The organism is Actinoplanes sp. NPDC019969 (assembly GCF_055562375.1).
The window spans coordinates 647,151-664,159 of sequence record NZ_JBVHFK010000003.1 but is presented as its reverse complement, the minus strand read 5'-3'; the positions used below and the strand labels follow the sequence as shown (position 1 = coordinate 664,159).

Below are 17,009 nucleotides of genomic sequence, written 5' to 3'. Positions count from 1 at the left end.
TGCGCGCCCGAACTTCACACGCCGTCGGGGTAGAGCTCGACCAGCGCCTCCGACAGGGCGGCCGGATCAAGGACCCCCAGCGGCGTACGCCGTACCCGCTGCAGAAGATCCGACCAGCGGTGATCCGCCCAGATCTCGACGACCCGCTGCTCGCCCGCCGGGCTGTGGCTGGCGGCCGTCGGCACGCCCGGCGCGATCTCGACCACCAGCGTGTGCCCGCCGGCCAGATCCCGGGTGATCCGGGTGTGCGGCGTCGCCGGGTAGTCGCCGTTGCCCTTCCAGGCCCCGTCCACCAGTTCGAGGATCCGTTCCGGCGCGACGGGTCCCCACCCGGGCAGGCTGGTCGCCGCCCCCTGTTCCGCCGTCAGCGCGATCGCCCGCCGGTGCACCTGCGGAAACGGCTGCAGGATCTCGTAGTCGCCGAAGATCTGCTGCCAGGCGGCCAGGTCCGCGCCGAGTTCCGCCGGATGCGGGATCCCGACCGGGGTGTCGCCGCCGACCGCGGCGGTGTCGTCGTGCAGGTCGGCGAAACTGCCGTCCTCGGCGATCCGCAGCGCCCGGACCAGGCGGCCCGCCGCGTCGTACTCGCCCCACAACAGCCGCCGCGCGAGCGGCCCGAGCAGCGGATGCGGCAGCAGCACCGCCGGCAGGTCCCGGGCCGGGCGGAGCCGGTGTTCGGTCATCTCCTTGCGGAACCGGGCGATCCGGCCCCCCACCGTCACCCGAAGATCCTTCTTGAACTGCAGGAACCACTGGTACGCCTCGGGCCGCGTGTCCCTGGCCCCCGGTTTCGGCGGCCGGGCCAGCACCCGCCCGTCCGCCGCCACCACCTGCGGGCTCAGCTTCTCGTCGACGGTCACGGCGAACGTACGCGTGCCGTAGTCCAGCGTCACCCCGGTGTCCAGCCCGTGCGTGCCGGCCAGCCGGTCCGCCAGCTGCGTCACGGTCAGCCCGCGCCGGGCGGCGGCCTGCGTCAGATAGACGGTGGCGCGCTCGTTCATCGCCCCACCGGACATGTTCTCCTCGATCGCCAGCAGATGCGTCAGCGACACATCCGTCCCGGCAGTCGCCAGCACCGCGTGCCCGTCGATCGCCCGCAGGTACCGGCTCTTCGGCGGCCATCCCCGCACCAGCGGGGCCAGCCGGTCCATGGTGGCGTCGTCACCGATGTGCGCCTGCGCCAGCAGCACCCACGCCTGCGCGGCCGGCATGTCCGCCGTCAGCCACTCGTCCAGCAGCGCACGCCCGAATCCGGCCAGGCTCTCCCGGTCACAGCGCGCGATCAGCTTCTCGGCGGCGGGCTCCGGGGCGCGCACCATCGGCTGGGCCGCCGCGGACGCCTCCACCACCAGGGGCTGCTCGCCGCCGGCCGGTTCCGGGTCGCCGGGCGGGGGTTCCGGCGGATCCTCGAGCCGGGACTCCGCCAGGGCGGCGATCAGGTCGGCGACCTCGTCCTCCGGCAGGATTCCCCCACCGGCCAGCCGGATCTCCGGCAACCCCTCCGGACGGGTCCAGGCAGGCGCTTTCCGCACGGTCCGCGCCACTGGCGGCTCCATCCGCGGCGGTACGGGGAAAAGCCCATCTCCCTCGATCGATCCCTCGCCGCGACCGCTCCGCCCGTCCCCCACCTCGACGTTGATCCCACCGCTACTACTCCCCACGCGCCTCGCAGCGGTGGTGGGATCACCGCTACCACGCCCAGCGACGGTGGACTCGCCGTGACTGCTTACGGCGTACCCCGCAAGGGTGTTGATCTTGTCGTGACCGACATCGGTCAGGAAGCGGAGCGCATCCTCGGCCTGTTGCCGCGCCCGGCCGGGCTTGCCCGTCGCGACCGGAAGCAGCGCCCGCGCCGCCGTCTCCGGATGCCGCCGCAACCACAGCCGGGCCCACAGCCGAGCCGACCCCAGATGCCGCAGCCAGCTCGCCACCAGCGGAGCGATCCGCGGGGTACGGAACGGCAGCAACAGCATCCCGAGATGATCCGGGCTGCCCTCGGCCTCGGTGACCACGTGATCCAGCATGTCCAGCCCGAACCGGGCGACCGCGACCTTGTCCAGATCGACCCGCTGCCGCAGTCCCCTCAGCCGGGTCTTGGTGATCACCACCCGCGCGACTTCGTCCGAGCCCTGCGCGACCGCCCACACCACCTGAGCAGGCGTCGGATAGGCGTTGCCGGTCACGGCGGCACTCCAGTCCGGCTCCGCCCGGCCGTGATCGAGGGCGGCGGCCCGGGCCAGCCAGCGGTCCCGTTCACCGTCCGCCCACACCATCGCGGCCCCGTCACCCACCGGGGCCCGCATGGCTCCGTCGTTCACCGCCATCGTCGTGCCTCCCCGCGTCGCCCCGCGGCTCGCGAGGTCGTCGGCGGGACTTTAACGGAGGACGGCGGTCAGCCTCGCACGGAAGTCGGCCAGGTCCAGGACGGCCGCGTTCCGGTCCTCCACCGGGAACACCGCGATCCGCGCCTCGTCCTCCTCCAGCTGCGGCAGCCACTCCGTCAGGAACTCCGCGGCCCGGATCCGGATGGCGTGCTCCCCGGCGACCTCGCCCTCGTTCTCCAGGCGGGCGACTGTCGCGTACGGCCACACCGGCAGCACCGTACGGCGCTCCCCGTCCTCGGTGAACAGCACCTCGTCCTCGTCACCCCACACCCACAGCGAGCCCTTGCCGCCGATGATCTCGAAGGTCCGGTCGAGCCGGGCCGCGTCGTCCAGGCCGCGCAGCCGCTGCGCCTCACCGCGCGAGATGTCGTCCGATGCCACGTGTGCTCCTGTCCGCTTTCACCGGTGTCCGTTTTCTCCGGCGTCCGCGGCGATGGTACTGGTCACGCCCCGCCCAACAGGCCACCACACCGGATCAGCGTGAGTTCCACCTCGCCAGCAGCGGCAGGTGCCGGAAAGGGCGCCCGGTTGGGCTGGGGAGGCCGGGATGGGGCGCACAAGATCACAGGCGATGGCCGTGGCGACGAAGCTCCTGCTGATTCTGCCGGCGCCGGCCCGCACCTAGCGGCACTGCCCCGCACCCGGCTGATCGTCAGGGCTGTCTCGCACGGCAGGAGACAGCCCTGACGGGAGCCGCGCCCGCCGGTCGGGGACGGCGGGCGCGGCGCGACGGGTTCGTCAGCGGATCTCGTGGCGGTCGATCAGGCCGTCGTCCAGCGGGATGGCGTCGGCGCGGAACGAGCTGACCGTGGTGGCGGGCACGCCGGCCCAGCGGCGCAGCATGGCGGTGGCCGCGGCGGCGTCGTCCGGGTTCAGGCGGGCGATGTTGGCGCCGTGGTTGGCGCCGGGGGCGACGTACAGGGCCGAGTCACGCTTGCTGGGCTTGAAGCGTTCGGCGCCCCACGGGTCGTTCTCGCCGTAGATGAACAGCATGCGCTCGGAGGCGGTGCGCACCCACAGGTCGACGTCGATCATCGGGATCGGGTTGTGGGGGCGGCGCAGTTCCTTGGGCAGCTGCGAGTTGGGGTTGTAGATGCCCGGGTAGTTGCGCAGGCCGCGCAGGTGCTCGAACTTGAGGCTGGGCGCGCCGAGCTGGGAGGCGGCCTGGTAGTAGTACGGCCAGTAGTATTCCAGGGCCTGGTCGGTGTAGAAGCTCCAGCCGGCCACCGTGTCGATCCAGGTGTACAGCTCCTCGTCGGTCGCCGTCACCGGAGGCACGGCCGCGCAGTCGGCGGCCAGGCTGTACTGCCAGAACGCCCACACCGCGTCCAGCACGGTCAGCTCGAACGAGCGGTCGGCGGTGCCGACGGTACGGGTGAACGTCCAGCCCTGCGCGGCCGCGTCCGCTTCCAGCCGCGGCACCAGCGTGGCCCGCCGCTTGAGGGCCTGGATCTGTACGTTGTCCAGGGCGGCCCGGCACTCCGGGGTGGCGACGGTGTCGAAGAACTTGTCGTACGCCCGGTCCTCGGGGTTGATCACGTCGTTGGGCGCCACGTACGCCACCACGCCGTCCACGTCGCGCGGGTAGAACCGGCGGTGGTAGACCGAGGTCATGCCGCCCTTGCTGCCGCCGGTCTGGATCCACTTGGCGGAGTAGACCTTCTTGAAGGCGCTGACGATGCGGTGCTCGTCGGTCGCCTCCTGCCAGATGTTGAGGTCCGACCAGTCGGCGGGGGCGGGCCGCGACGGGGTGAAGAACCGGTGCTCGACCGAGAGCTGGTTGGCGTTGAGCAGCGCCGTCGGCTCGGTCTGGGTCGGCCGCGGGCTCGCGGCCAGGCCGTACCCGTTGGTGAACAGCACGGTCGGGCTCGCGGTGTTGCGGTGCAGCAGGGTGAGCCGCTGCTCGAAGGTGCCGTCGCCGGGGCGGCGGTGGTCGGCCGGCTGCCGGTAGGTCAGCACGAAGAACCGGTAGGTGGCGCCCGGGGTCTCGGAGACGACGGTCAGGCCGGGAATCGACTTCAGCTGGTCGAGCAGAGGGTCGTCCGCGGCGCGTGCGGGAGTGGCGGGCGATAGCACCACCAACAAGGAAGCGAGGACTGCCAGTATGCGAATCTTCACGCCCGACACGATATCGACGAATCGAGATAACACGATAGACCCCCGAGAGGTAGGCGGGCGTGGCGTCATCGACCAGTTCGGCGGCGCCCAGCGCGACCTTGTTCTGCACGGTGACGACGGCCCGCTCGGTGGCGGGCGGCGGCGCGGAGGCGGCCGCGGGCCCGGTCCCGGGCCTCCTCCCAGCGCGGCCGCCACTCGTCGCTGTTCACAGGGCGGTCCGTGACTTGCCGGTGCGACGGGCCCGCCGGAGACTCGGGAGGCCGGGAGGGAACGCACTGACTGCGGGAGGTGGCGCGGTTGATCTAGGGTGCGCGCATGACCGCCGTACTCGAGATATCAGGCCTGCGAAAGACCTATCGCAGCCGTAAAGGTGTCCGCAACGCGCTGGACGGCTTCGACATGGTTGTGGAAGCCGGGCAGGTGCATGGATTCCTCGGGCCCAACGGCTCCGGCAAGACCACCACCTTGCGTACGCTGCTCGGCCTGATCCGTCCCAACGACGGCCGGATGGCGATTCTCGGCCATGAGGTGCCGCAGCGTCTGCCGCAGGTGGCCGGGCAGGTCGGGGCGATCGTGGAGAGCCCGCAGTTCTTCGGCAACTTCAGCGCGAAGGACACGCTGAGCCTGCTCGCCGACGCCGGGAACGTGAACCGGTCCCGGGTTCCGGCGGTGCTGGACCTGGTGGGGCTGCGCGACCGGGCGGGCGAGCGGGTGAAGACCTATTCGCTCGGCATGAAGCAGCGCCTGGCCGTGGCGTCGGCGCTGCTCAAGGAGCCGAAGCTGCTGATCCTGGACGAGCCGGCGAACGGTCTGGACCCGGGCGGCATCCGGGAGATGCGCACGCTGATGCGGGACCTGTCGGCGTCCGGGATGACGGTGCTGCTGTCCAGTCACATCCTCGGCGAGATCCAGCTGATCTGCGACTCGGTCACGATCATCTCGGCGGGCCGCCGGGTGACGTCCGGTTCGGTCGCGGAGGTCCTCGCCTCGCACACGTCCGGCGCGGTCCGGGTGCGGATCGAGCAGGGCGGCGATCTGTTCGGCGCGGCACAGGTGCTGCGGGAGGCGGGCGCGCAGGTGACCCTGGAGTCCGACTACATGATCGTCGGGAACGCGTCGAACCCGGCGCTGATCACCAAGCTGCTGGCGCAGCGCGGGGTGTACGTGAGTGAGCTGGCGCCGATCGCCGCCGACCTCGAGGACGTGTTCCTGGAGCTGACCGGCACCGCGCCGGTCGAGGGGCAGAACCGGCAGGTCGACGAGTCGGCGCTGGGCGCGGGCCGGAACGGGTGGGGACAGTGAGTCTGGCGAAAGCGGAATCCCGGCGGTTGTTCAAGCGCCGGTTCACCTCGCTGATCCTGATCGGTGTGGTGCTGGTGCTGGCGCTGGTCGCGGCGGGCACGTTCCTCAGCAACGAGAAGGCCAGTCCGGAGCGGATCGCCGCGGCGAAGGCCGAGGCGGCGGCGAGCTACCAGCGGAACGTGGAGCAGGCGAAGCAGGAGAAGGAGCAGTGCGTCGCGGCGCAGGGCACACCGCAGGCCTCGAACTATCCGCCGAGTTGCGACGACATGTGGACGCCGACGCCGGAGGAGTTCGACTACACCTGGTACATGCCGCCGACCTTCGACCTGCGGCAGAATTTCCCGGACATGATCATGGTGTTCGCGGTGGTGCTGGCCGCGGCGGCGTTCCTGATCGGGGCGTCGTTCGTGGGTTCGGAGTGGCACAGCGGCGGCATGATGAACCTGCTGCTGTGGCGGCCCCGGCGGCTGCAGGTGCTGGGCACCAAGATGCTGGTGTTCCTCGGCTGGTTCACCGGGCTGAGCGTGCTGCTGGGCGCCGCGTGGACCGGGACCTTCCAGGCGCTCGCGCTGCTGCGCGGCTCCACCGAGACGATGACGCCCGGCGTGTGGCAGTCGTTCGGCCTGACCGGGCTGCGCGGCCTGGGGCTGATCCTGGCGGCCGGGGCGATCGGTTTCGCGCTGGCGTCGCTCGGCCGGCACACCGGTATGGCGCTGGGCGCGCTGATCGGGGTCGGGGCCGTGCAGATCGGTGTCTACATCATGGCCCAGCTGGGTGGCGCGGCCTACCCGGAGGCGTGGCTGGGGCCGCTCTGGGCGTACGCCTGGATGGTCAAGGAGATCCCGCTGGAGAACATGCAGTCCTGTGACTTCTCCGCCGGCGGGTGCAAGCCGGAGGTGTTCACGATGACCTGGCAGGTCGCGGGCACCGGTTTCGCGGTGGTGACGGTGCTGGTGGTCGGCGCCGCGCTGTGGGCGATGCGGCGCCGCGACATCAGCTGACCGCGATCGCGGCGGCGGGGCAGACCGCCGCCGCGTCGCGGACCGCTTCCTGATCCTGCTCGGCCGGTGTCTCGTCGAGCAGGATCACCACACCGTCGTCGTCACGCTGGTCGAACACTCGTGGCGCGGTCATCACGCATTGACCTGCACCGATGCACACATCTTGGTCGACGGATACCTTCACGGCGTCCTCCGATGATCATTTTGGGGTGATTGCCACCTTCTCGTCCCGCCCGTACGGTACCAAGTAATCAAGCGTTTATCTCTGGGGAGGCGGCATGCTCGACTATCCGTTCACGCCCCCGACCGCGGTCGACCCGCCGGCCGAGTGGCAGGAGCTGCGAGAGAAGTGCCCGGTGGCGCACGTACGGAAGCCCGACGGCAGCGAGGCGTTCCTGCTGACCCGTTACGACGACGTCCGCCGGATGATCACCGATCGACGGTTCGTCCGGAACACCCCGGCCGGCGGCGAGATGATGGCCGCCCGGATCGCGTTCATGAACGACGAGAAGGAGCACATGCGCTGGCGGCGGCTGCTGAGCCGCTCGTTCACCGCCAAGCGGATGACCGCCCTGGAGCCGGGCATCCGGACGATCGCGCACGAGCTGATCGACGAGATGACCCGCAAGCCGCCACCGGCCAACCTGCGGACCGCGCTCGGTTTCCCGCTGCCGGTCTACGTCATCTGTGATCTGCTCGGCGTGCCCGCCGCCGATCGGGACCGGTTCGCCTTCTGGTCCGACCGGTTCCTGAACATCAGCGCCTTCACCGCCGACGAGGTACGGCAGTCCGGCATCGAGATGTTCACCTACATGCAGGCCCACGTGCTGGGCAAACGCGAGAACCCCGGCGACGACCTGCTGTCCGGGCTGATCACCGTCGCCGACGCGCAGGACGGCCGGCTCAGCGAGGAGGAGGCGGTCTTCACCGGGCAGGCGCTGCTGGTCGCCGGCCACGAGACCACCGCCAACATGATCGGCAAGATGGTCGCGATGCTGCTGGCCCGGCGTGAGCGCTGGGAGCGGCTGCTCGACGACCCGGGCCTGGTGCCGACCGCCGTCGAGGAGGTGCTGCGCTTCGACACCAACCTCGGCTTCGGTACGCACCGCCTGGTCACCGAGACCGTCGAGATCGCCGGCACGGTCGTCCCGGCCGGCACCACCGTGCTGTCCTCGATGCCGTCGGCCAACCGCGACGAGCGGATCTTCACCGACGCGGACCGGATGGACCTGGCCCGCTCCCCCAACCCGCACCTGACCTTCGGCGCCGGCCCGCACTCCTGCCTGGGCCAGTCCCTGGCGCGAGTCGAGCTGCGCGCGGTCCTGTCCGTCCTGCTGGAACGACTGCCCACCCTGGACCTGGCCGTCGCGGTCGGTGACCTGCGCCGCCGCGAAGGGCTGCTGGTCGGCGGCCTGGAGGAGGTCCCGGTCCGCTGGTGACCCCGCAGGGCGGGCCCGGCGGAGTGCGAACCGGGCCCGCCGTGCCGTCAGCGCGTGCGGGCGGTGTTCATCAGCCACACCGACAGCCAGGCCACCCCGCTCGCGAGGACGGCCAGTGACAGGTCCAGGACCAGCTCCGGCACGAACGCGCGCAGCGCCACCGGGATCGAGCCCAGCGCGTAGAGCGCCAGCGCCGCGCGCGGCGGCAGTCCGGTCCGGGCCAGGGCGGCGGCGAAGGCGACCGTGCCGATCAGGAACAGCATCGACGTGCCGGTGAGCGCCGCGCCCAGCGGACCGGCCCGCAGCTCGGTGATCTGGGCCGGGTCGAGCCGGGCGAACACCAGGTTGATCACGAACTCGACGCCGACGAGCGCGCCGAGCGCCACGTAGTTCGCGACGAACGCGGCCCGGCCGAAGCGGCCCAGCCGTGGCGCGCAGACCAGGAACAGCGCGGTGACGAAGGCCAGCGCGAACACCTCGGCGAGCGGGGCGACGAGCTGGGTGAGCGCGGTGGACGGGATGAGCCCGGCGCGCTTGGCCGCGTTGACGACCAGGATGGCGGCGCTGAGCAGACCGGCGACGCCGGCGAGCCGATGGAGCGAAAAGGACTGCCGCACAGGGGCGATGGTGGTCATGAAGGGGTTCCTCCGTTCGAGTCATTGCACTATCGCACTAGTTAGTGCGAGATCGCAACAACTCGTTGGTATGCTGATCACGTGCCCGGCCCCAAGAACCTCCTCGCCGACATCTGGCTGCTCGCGTCGGTCGCCACCGCGCTGGTCAGCGAGGAGCTCGCCGACAATCCGCTGTCGGTCGACGAGTTCGCGCTCTATGGATTCATCAGCGATCTCGGGCCGGTCACCGCCACCCAGCTCGGCCAGTGGACCGGTCTGCCGCCCACCACGCTGTCCGCGATCCTGCGCCGCTGTCAGGCCCGGGGCGAGATCACCCGTACCCCCAATGTCGCCGACCGCCGCAGCAACCTGGTCGAACTCACCGCGCACGGGCGGGCCGTCTACGAGTCGGCGCTGCCCGCCCTGGTCGCCGCGCAGACGCGCCTCGCCGAGCACCTCGGGCCCGACGACGGCGCCCGGCTGGCCGTGCAGGAGATCGACGCCGCCACCCGCAAGGCGCTGAAGGTCCCTCCCCGGCCGTACCAGGTCACCGCCGCGCCCGGCGCCACCGACAGCGCGCCGCCCGATCTGACCCCGGCTCAGCGCGCCGAGGTGCGGGCCTTCACGGCCTGGTTGCGCCACCGGGACGCAGATGACGGCCCAGCCAGCTGAACACGTCCGGCAGGATCGCCCGCCACGTGCCGAAATTGTGCCCGCCCGGCCTGTCTGCGACCACGGTCAGCGTGTCCGGCGCCCGGACCAGCGGCGCGAACGCCTTCAGGTCCCGCTGCGCGGCATGGTCGCCGAGCCCGGCGGTGAGAAACAGGTGCAGGGGTACGGGCCTCCGGTGCGCGATCGTCAGCCGCGGGTCGTTGGCCCGGCGCAGGTCCAGGTCACCCTGGTACAGGTCGCCGGTGGACCGGTCGATCAGCGGCCGGAAGTACCCGGCCAGCGAAGCCGCCGAACCGAACCGGCCGGGATGGCGCAGCGCCAGGTTCACCGCGCAGAACCCGCCCGTCGAATAGCCGACCACCGCCCAGCTCTCCGGCCCGGCGGCGGCCCGGAAGTGACGGCGGATCACGGACGGGACATCCGAGCTGAGGTACGTGTCGGCACGGACCCCGTGCACCGAGTCGACACACTCGCTGTCCCGGCCCCGGACCGGGTCCTGTTCGGCCAGCACCGCGATCACCGGCGGCAGCGTCCCGGCGCTGATCGCGGAGTCCAGGGCCGCGCCGACGCCCACGCTCGTGAGCCAGCTGTCCACGGTGCCCGGATAGCCGGCCAGGAACATGACGACCGGGAGGGGCTGCCGGGCCTGGGCATACCCGGGCGGCAGGTAGACGTGGGCGGGCAGCGCGTACCCTGTCTCGGCGCCGGCGAGCAGCGCCGGGACCACAGTGCTCCGCCCGGGCCCGGCCGGATGGGCGGCGAGCCAGCGGTTCAGCGCGCCGTCGCCGTCGTCCGAGGACAGCCGGGGCGCGTCTGGGGGCATCGTGTGCGCGTACGTGTCGGCGCCGCCGGTGCCGAACAGCTCGCCGACCGTACCGAAGAAGTTGGCCTGTTTGTTGACCACCGCGGCGACGCTCAGCAGAAGCAGCAACTGCACGACGAGCAGACCCACCGCCCGGTGCACGACACGGAACCGGCCGCGGTCCCAGAACACGGCAGTGACCACGGCGGCGGCCACCGTGACCAGCGCGAGCAGACCGACCACCCAGCCGCTGGTGATCACGAGGCCGTTCACCGGCCGGCCTCCGCACGTTGCGGCAGCGCCACGAAACCCTCGGCCACCGCGGCGGCCATCGCCACCCGGGGGAAGGAACGGCCGTGCGGATAGCAGAGGAACCGGGGCTGCCAGGTCGGCTGGTACTTCTTGTTCGCCCGGTACAGCGACTCCAGCTGCCACCAGCGGGACAGGACCATGAGGACGGCGTACCACCAGCGCAGCAGCGGTCCGGCGCCGAGACTCTCGCCGCGGGCGAACACCGACCGGAACATCGCGAAGTTCAGCGACACCCGCCGCACCCCCATCGCGGCGGACCGGTCCAGCAGCTCGGCGATCATGAACTCGAACAGGCCGTTCGGGCTGTCCGCGCCGCGGCGCATCAGGTCCAGCGACAGCCCGCCGGAACCCCACGGCACGAACCCGAGCATCGCCACCGGGCGGCCCTGCGGGTCGCGGGCCTCGACGACCACGTACTCCAGGTCCTCCGGATCACCGAAACGGCCCAGGGCCATCGAGAAACCGCGTTCGGTACGGCCGTTGCGCCACTGTTCGGCGTACCCCGCAAGCTCGTCGATCGTGCCCGGCGCGACGTCGCCGACCCGGTGGACGCGCACCTCGTACCCGGCCCGCCGCACCCGCTGCACCGCCTGCCGCACCGCCCGCATCGGCTGGCCCGCCAAGGTGAACTCGTCGGCGTGCAGAATCGCCTCGTCGCCGATCTCCAGCACCCGCAGACCCGCCCGCGCGTACGCCCGCGCCCCGGCCGGGCCCGCGCCCAGCACCGCCGGCGTCCAGCCGTGCGCCAGCGCCTCCTCGTGCCAGGCCGCGATCGCGCCCGGCCACTCCGACGGGGCGCCGATCGGGTCACCGGCGGCCAGGCTCACCCCGTTGACCACCCGGTAGCAGACCGCCGCCTTGCCCGACGCCGACAACACCACCGCCTTGTCCGGGCGCAACGCGAAATAGCCCAGCGAATCCTGGTCGCCGTGCCGGGCCAGCAACTCCCGCACCCGATCCCGGTCCGCACGCGAGTTCCGGCGGACCCGGCGCCCCGGGCGCAGGCTCAGATAGGCGGCCACGATCACGGCGGCCGCCCCCGCCAGGCCGATGCTCGGCGGCAGCCAGGCCGGCGGCGCCACCTCGAAATGCGGCTGCCGCACCCCGAACAGCCAGCGCACCAGGAACCACGCCCCGCACAGCGCCCGGTGCGCGCCGCCGGACGTGCGCGGGCTGAACACCGTCAGCACCAGCCAGCTCGCCAGCGGCCCCAGCACGGCCAGCGCCACCAGCAGGCCCGTCGTCGACCGGCGGCGCTTGCGGTGACCCGCCGCGAACTCTCCCCGCGCGGCCACCAGCACCGCCAGCAGCAGCGCGCCGACGCCGATCCGCAGCCCCGCGGCGTGCTTGTGCGGGTTGTCGGCGACGATCCCGGCAGCGGCCAGCACGATCTGCAACGTCATCAGCGAGACCAGCCACAGCCAGGCGGTCCGTTCCCGGCGGCCCAGGCCGCGCGCCACGATCAGGTAGAGGATGCCGCTGGCGGCCGACGTCATCGCCGGCAGGCCCGACAGGACCGAGGCGTCGCCGACGAACTCGGCCCGCACCGTGCCGACCGCCGCCAGGATCCCGAGCACCCCGACCAGCGAGCACAGCAGCCCGAATGCGGTCGGCACCCACCGCCAGCGGTTCCCGGCCCGGTCGCCACGCGTCTGCCTCAATGTCGTACCCCCCGCTCGAACCCGGCCTCCGATCACCAAGATCAGCCGAACCGGTGAGAGTCTGGCATCGTCGCGCAACCCCGGGATCCGCCCACGAGCAGACCCGCATCCTCCTTAAGGCAGACCCCTTCGTGGTACGACGTCGTACGCGGCCGACGCCATCCGGCTGGTCGTCCGCGCTGTCTGCGGCCGGCCGAAGGCAGCACCGGCTCCGCCTCGGCCGGCTCTCAGGGCCGCCTCGATCGCCGGAGACAGCCGTGGGTGACCGGCCGGCCCGCCTCGGCTGGTTCTCAGGGCTGTCTCAACCGGCCGGAGACAGCCCGGGTGACCAGCCGGCCCGCCCCGGGAAACCTCGGCTGGTTCTCAGGCTGTCTCCGGGCCGTTGAAACAGCCATGAGAACCAGCCGCACAAGATCCACGATCAACTGGATGGATCCGATTTGTCGCCGTCCTATCAGCGCGATCTTGGGCTTTTCTGCTCGGCCCTTCAGCGTCTGCGCCAAGTTGGCGGCGGTCACCCTCTTTCTTACCCGCGATCGTGGACGGTTCATCGTTGTCGTCTTCTTTTCATGATCCCGCTGGCCAGGGACTCCGAGCGGACACTCAGGGACGGGAGCTATTTTCTCGCCGTTGCCCAGTTGGGGCGAAATAACCGTTCCGGACGGATATTTCGGGCCCCGCGGATCAATTCGATCGCGCATGCCTGGAGTGCTCGGCGAAACGCGGAGCCGGCATGCCGGGAACGAGAAATGCTCGTCGAGAGAATCCAGTGGGGACGACGCGACCGTTTTGGCACAAAACCCACCCGCTGGTGATCTTGTGCGATTCACGCCGGTGGTTATGAACCAAGATCGCAATCTGCCTCGATCCCGGTCGGGAAGCGCCGGGTTTCCGGAGCCAGGCGCACAAGTATGGGCAGCTTTTCGATCTTGTGCGGTTGACTCCGGCAGTGGTTCATCAAGATCGCGGCGGGAAGCCGCTCAGTGGATCCATGCCATCACGGGTAGCGGTCCCGGCCGCCCTGTCCGGGGTGGGGTGGCTGGGTCGGCGGCGGATCCACAGCGAAGCGGGGCGGCTGGAATCCGCGGTGGGACAGGGAGCGGCCAGAAACCATTGCGCAAGGGGGTGACGGGAACCCGCGGTAGGACGCGGGGTGGGGACGCCAGTGCCCCGTGGTCGCCGTGCAGGGCGAGCGACCCGGGGCACTGGGCGTGCGTCCTAGAGAGCTACGAACTGCAGGCCGCGGGCTTTGAGGACGGGGAGGACGGCGCTCAGGGCGGCGTACGTCTGTGAACGGTCGCCGCCGCCGTCGTGGCAGAGCAGGATCTGGCCGGGGCGGGCGGAGAGCATGCGCTGCTTGATCGCGGGTACGCCCGGGCGCTCCCAGTCCCGGGGATCGTTGCTCCAGTCCAGGGGCAGGAGACCGGCCTTCGCGATGTCCTTCAGGAGCCGCGGCGACCAGTCACCGCCCGGTGAACGGAACAGGGTCGGAGTCTGCCCGGTCGTCTTGTGGATCTTCGCCTGGGACCTGCGGATCTCGTTCTCGGTGACGGCCGACGGCTTGTCACCCAGGTTGAGCGGGTGACTCCAGGTGTGATTGGCGAGCTGGTGGCCGTCGCCGGTGACCAGCTTGGCGACGTCCTCATGGCCGAGCACCTGGTTGCCGATCATGCAGAACAGGGCCGGGATCTGCAGCTTGTCGAGCAGCGTGAGGATCTTCGGCGTCCACACCGGATGGGGGCCGTCGTCGATGGTCAGGGCGATCGCATCGGACGGGAAGGGGGGTTTGCCGCTGGCTTTGGCGTACTCCGCAAGGGTTTTGATCGGCTGATGCACCGCCACCGGCGCAACGGTGACCGGCGCGCTCTCGGGGGCTCGGGACCGGGTGGTCGCGGGCGACGGCGGAGGCGTCGAACCCGCGGCGGCCGGCGCTGTCGGGGTGTCGCTCGAGGAGGAGCCCAGGGCGACGGCTGCCGCGGCCAGCGCGACACCGGCCACACCGGAGACACCGAACAGGAGTCGGCGGCGGCTCAGGGTCCCGCCGTTGTTGCCCGAGTAGACGGCACCGGACACAGGGGGTGGGGGCGAGACGGTGCCGGAGTAGACCGACCCGGAGGCGGGTGCCGGAGGGGGAACGGTCGCTCCGCTGTTCCCGGAGTAAACCGAACCGGAAGCGGGCGGCGCCGCGGGGGCCGGAGGAGCCAGCGCGGCGGTGGGAACGACAGCGGGCGGCGGCGTGACCGTACCGCGTGCGGGGCGCCCACCGGCGGGGAACGCGATCGTGGCCTCATCGGCGGGCGCAGCGGGGATCGCGATCGTGGGCTCGTCGACGGGAGCGGAGGGGAGCGCGACCGTACGCTCGCCGGAGAGACCGCCGACCGGAATCGCCACCGTGTTCTCATCCGCCGGGGCGTCGCCTTCGTCCACAGGTGCGGCCCCGCCAGTGGCAGCACCTGTAGCGAGTACCGTCGTGGTCTCGTCGGACGAGTCGTCACTGTTCAGCGCCGCAGTGACCTCCTCCGACGAGGCGCCCTCGGCCGGCTCGGCCGGTGAGCCCGCGGACGGAATCACTGTCGTGACCTCGTCCGGGGCCGCGAGCGCCGCGGTGACCTCCTCGGATTCGCCCGAGGACCGCTGAGCCGGGATAACCGTGGTGGCCTCATCAGCCGAGACATCGGAGGCATCGGCAGGCGCCGCAACGGTCTCGCTCGAGGACCGCGGCGCCGGAATCACCACGGCGGTCTGCTCACCGTCCCCCAGCGCCGCGGTCACCTCTTCGGACTCCGCCGCGGAACGGGCAGCCGGAATCACGGTGGTGGTCTCGTCGGGAGAGGTACCGGAGGAGAGGGCCGCAGTGACCTCATCCGAGGAAGTAGGAGAAGAGGAGGGCCGCGCGGAGGGAATCGCCGCGGTCGGCTCATCGGTGGGTGACGACGCTTCGGACTTGTCGGACATGAGTACCTCTGCACCTGCCGGAGGGGCCCGCGGGTGCCTGTCGCTGGAATTGATCTTGCCAGCGAGCGAGGCTAACACTGCCCGTCAATACTACCGAAAGACCGACTTGCATCGATTCACGTAACCCGCTCGGGTGATCATTGACAGGTGACGAATTTGAGCACTCCCCCACTCTTCGCCGCCCTGGAACCGGCTCGCCGGGTGCTGATCGCCGGCGCGGGTGGCGGTTTCGACGTCTACGCCGGCCTGCCGCTCGCCCTGGCATTGTGGGACAAAGGCGTACAGGTGCATCTCGCGAACCTGTCCTTCTCCGAACTGGAGCTGGTCGACCGCGAATGCTGGATATCCGACACCGTGGTCGAGGTCACCCCGGAGTCGCAGAGCCCCGACTGGTACTTCCCGGAGCGCGCGCTGGCCCGCTGGCTGGCCGGCCACGACCTGCCCTCGACGGTGTACGCGTTCCCGCCACTGGGTGTCCAGACCCTCCGCGACGCGTACCGTTTCCTGATCGGCCGCCACGACATCGAGGCGATCGTGCTGGTCGACGGCGGCACCGACATCCTGCTGCGCGGCGACGAGAACAGCCTCGGCACCCCGGTCGAGGATCTGACCAGTGTCGGCGCGGTCGCCGGGATCGACCTGCCGATCAAGCTGGTGACGAGCCTCGGGTTCGGCATCGACGCCTACCACGGCGTCAGCCACGTGCAGGTGCTGGAGAACATCGCCGCCCTGGACCGGGAGGGCGGTTACCTCGGCGCGCTGTCGATCCCGGGTGACAGCCGGGAGGCGAAGCTCTACCGGGATGCGGTCGCGCACGCGGCGGCGGCCACCCCGGACCGGCCGAGCATCGTCAACGGCCAGATCGCGGCGGCCATCGGTGGCCGGTTCGGCGACGTCCAGTTCACCAGGCGTACGGCGGGCAGTCCGTTGTTCGTGAATCCGCTGATGGCCATCTACTTCACCGTGGACCTGGACAAACTGGCCGCCCGATGTCTGTACCTGGACCGGATCGAGAACACCGTCGGCCGCCGCCAGGTGATCACCCGGATCGAGGCGTTCCGCGAGGAGATCTCGCCGCGCATCCCCCGCGTGTTCCCGCATTAGAGCGACCTGGTCACCTGACCGGATCTGGTCGCACCCACCCCCGGGCCAGGATGTCGAAGATCGCCTCGATGGCGGCGCGTGGGTCCGGCCGCCCCCGGACGAGGGCCGGGATCTCCAGGACGAATCGGGCAAGCGCCACGCAGTTGAGATCGCCGGGGTCCACACCGCACTCCTCGGCGATGGCGGCGCTGAGACTCCCGGTGTGCCGGGTCCACATGCGTCCGGCATACGAGCGCAGCGCCGGCGTGGCCTCGACCAGCGCGACGAACTCGGCCGCCTGGGGATGCCGCGCGATGGGGAGGTAGGCGCCCAGGAGGTGCTCGCGGAGCGCGCCGACGATGTCGGCTCGCCCGCGCACCGCGGCGATCAGCTGAGCCTCGTTGCTCAACTCCTGGTCGAAGACCAGCGCCTCCTTGCCGGGGAAATGCTTGAACAGCGTCGTCGTCGACACGTCGGCCGCGTCGGCGATCTCGCGCAGACTCACCCGGTCGTAACCGTGCTCGAGGAACAGGCGAAGGGCCGCGTCGGCGATCGCCTGCCGGGTGGTCGCCTTCTTGCGCTCTCGGCGACCGACGGGTGCCTGGGTCATGAGCCGAGTATAGGCCTAGGTGGCATCAGGCAAAAAGTTGACTCGTTGCACTTTTT

At 71.0% G+C, this 17,009-nt stretch carries 14 protein-coding genes; 5 read left to right on the top strand and 9 right to left on the bottom strand.

What is annotated here, in order from left to right:
• Positions 1-14: 14 nt before the first annotated feature.
• From ACZ3II_RS13275 to ACZ3II_RS13265, 3 genes are all read right to left on the bottom strand, one after another.
• On the bottom strand, positions 15-2,324 hold the full coding sequence (locus ACZ3II_RS13275; protein WP_465517861.1) for a DUF4132 domain-containing protein: 2,310 nt from the start codon (positions 2,322-2,324) through the stop codon (positions 15-17).
• Positions 2,325-2,375: 51 nt separating this feature from the next.
• The gene (locus ACZ3II_RS13270) at positions 2,376-2,765 is read right to left on the bottom strand and encodes a DUF2750 domain-containing protein (RefSeq protein WP_465517860.1); all 390 of its coding nucleotides are present in this window, start codon (positions 2,763-2,765) and stop codon (positions 2,376-2,378) included.
• A 357-nt stretch (positions 2,766-3,122) separates the two neighbouring features.
• Entirely contained in the window at positions 3,123-4,502 is a 1,380-nt protein-coding gene (locus ACZ3II_RS13265; protein ID WP_465517859.1) for a S28 family serine protease, read from the bottom strand.
• A 315-nt stretch (positions 4,503-4,817) separates the two neighbouring features.
• Here ACZ3II_RS13265 and ACZ3II_RS13260 point away from each other — a divergent pair, with 315 nt between their 5' ends.
• Both ACZ3II_RS13260 and ACZ3II_RS13255 read left to right on the top strand, forming a co-directional pair.
• Positions 4,818-5,804: an ABC transporter ATP-binding protein gene (locus tag ACZ3II_RS13260; protein ID WP_465517858.1), complete on the top strand. Its 987-nt coding sequence runs from the start codon at positions 4,818-4,820 to the stop codon at positions 5,802-5,804.
• The gene (locus ACZ3II_RS13255; protein ID WP_465517857.1) at positions 5,801-6,805 is read left to right on the top strand and encodes an ABC transporter permease subunit; all 1,005 of its coding nucleotides are present in this window, start codon (positions 5,801-5,803) and stop codon (positions 6,803-6,805) included. The genes ACZ3II_RS13260 and ACZ3II_RS13255 overlap by 4 nt, the downstream gene beginning before the upstream one ends.
• On the opposite strand, the gene ACZ3II_RS13250 is transcribed toward ACZ3II_RS13255, so the two are convergent.
• On the bottom strand, positions 6,798-6,989 hold the full coding sequence (locus ACZ3II_RS13250; RefSeq protein WP_465517856.1) for a ferredoxin: 192 nt from the start codon (positions 6,987-6,989) through the stop codon (positions 6,798-6,800). The two genes, ACZ3II_RS13255 and ACZ3II_RS13250, sit on opposite strands and share 8 nt — an antisense overlap.
• A 94-nt stretch (positions 6,990-7,083) precedes the next feature.
• Between ACZ3II_RS13250 and ACZ3II_RS13245 the strand changes: the two genes are divergently transcribed.
• Positions 7,084-8,244 carry a cytochrome P450 gene (locus ACZ3II_RS13245; protein ID WP_465517855.1) on the top strand — a complete coding sequence of 387 codons (1,161 nt, stop codon included), beginning with the start codon at positions 7,084-7,086 and terminating at the stop codon, positions 8,242-8,244.
• A gap of 47 nt (positions 8,245-8,291) precedes the next feature.
• On the opposite strand, the gene ACZ3II_RS13240 is transcribed toward ACZ3II_RS13245, so the two are convergent.
• Positions 8,292-8,861: a hypothetical protein gene (locus ACZ3II_RS13240; protein ID WP_465517854.1), complete on the bottom strand. Its 570-nt coding sequence runs from the start codon at positions 8,859-8,861 to the stop codon at positions 8,292-8,294.
• 99 nt (positions 8,862-8,960) lie between these two features.
• On the opposite strand from ACZ3II_RS13240, the gene ACZ3II_RS13235 reads away from it, so the two are divergent.
• On the top strand, positions 8,961-9,530 hold the full coding sequence (locus ACZ3II_RS13235) for a MarR family winged helix-turn-helix transcriptional regulator (RefSeq protein WP_465517853.1): 570 nt from the start codon (positions 8,961-8,963) through the stop codon (positions 9,528-9,530).
• Here the strand turns inward: ACZ3II_RS13235 and ACZ3II_RS13230 are convergent.
• The 3 genes from ACZ3II_RS13230 to ACZ3II_RS13220 all read right to left on the bottom strand — a co-directional run bounded on the left by ACZ3II_RS13230 (position 9,481) and on the right by ACZ3II_RS13220 (position 15,260).
• The gene (locus tag ACZ3II_RS13230; RefSeq protein ID WP_465517852.1) at positions 9,481-10,605 is read right to left on the bottom strand and encodes an alpha/beta hydrolase; all 1,125 of its coding nucleotides are present in this window, start codon (positions 10,603-10,605) and stop codon (positions 9,481-9,483) included. The genes ACZ3II_RS13235 and ACZ3II_RS13230 overlap by 50 nt on opposite strands.
• Positions 10,602-12,305: a phosphatidylglycerol lysyltransferase domain-containing protein gene (locus ACZ3II_RS13225; RefSeq protein WP_465517851.1), complete on the bottom strand. Its 1,704-nt coding sequence runs from the start codon at positions 12,303-12,305 to the stop codon at positions 10,602-10,604. The genes ACZ3II_RS13230 and ACZ3II_RS13225 overlap by 4 nt, the downstream gene beginning before the upstream one ends.
• A gap of 1,218 nt (positions 12,306-13,523) precedes the next feature.
• Positions 13,524-15,260, bottom strand: a complete 1,737-nt coding sequence (locus tag ACZ3II_RS13220) for a polysaccharide deacetylase family protein (protein WP_465517850.1) — start codon at positions 15,258-15,260, stop codon at positions 13,524-13,526.
• Positions 15,261-15,407: 147 nt separating this feature from the next.
• Here ACZ3II_RS13220 and ACZ3II_RS13215 point away from each other — a divergent pair, with 147 nt between their 5' ends.
• The gene (locus ACZ3II_RS13215) at positions 15,408-16,364 is read left to right on the top strand and encodes a DUF1152 domain-containing protein (RefSeq protein WP_465517849.1); all 957 of its coding nucleotides are present in this window, start codon (positions 15,408-15,410) and stop codon (positions 16,362-16,364) included.
• 10 nt (positions 16,365-16,374) lie between these two features.
• Here ACZ3II_RS13215 and ACZ3II_RS13210 read toward each other — a convergent pair whose 3' ends face one another.
• A complete protein-coding gene (locus ACZ3II_RS13210) occupies positions 16,375-16,953 on the bottom strand; it encodes a TetR/AcrR family transcriptional regulator (RefSeq protein WP_465517848.1) in 579 nt (192 codons plus the stop codon).
• Between the last annotated feature and the right edge of the window lie 56 nt (positions 16,954-17,009).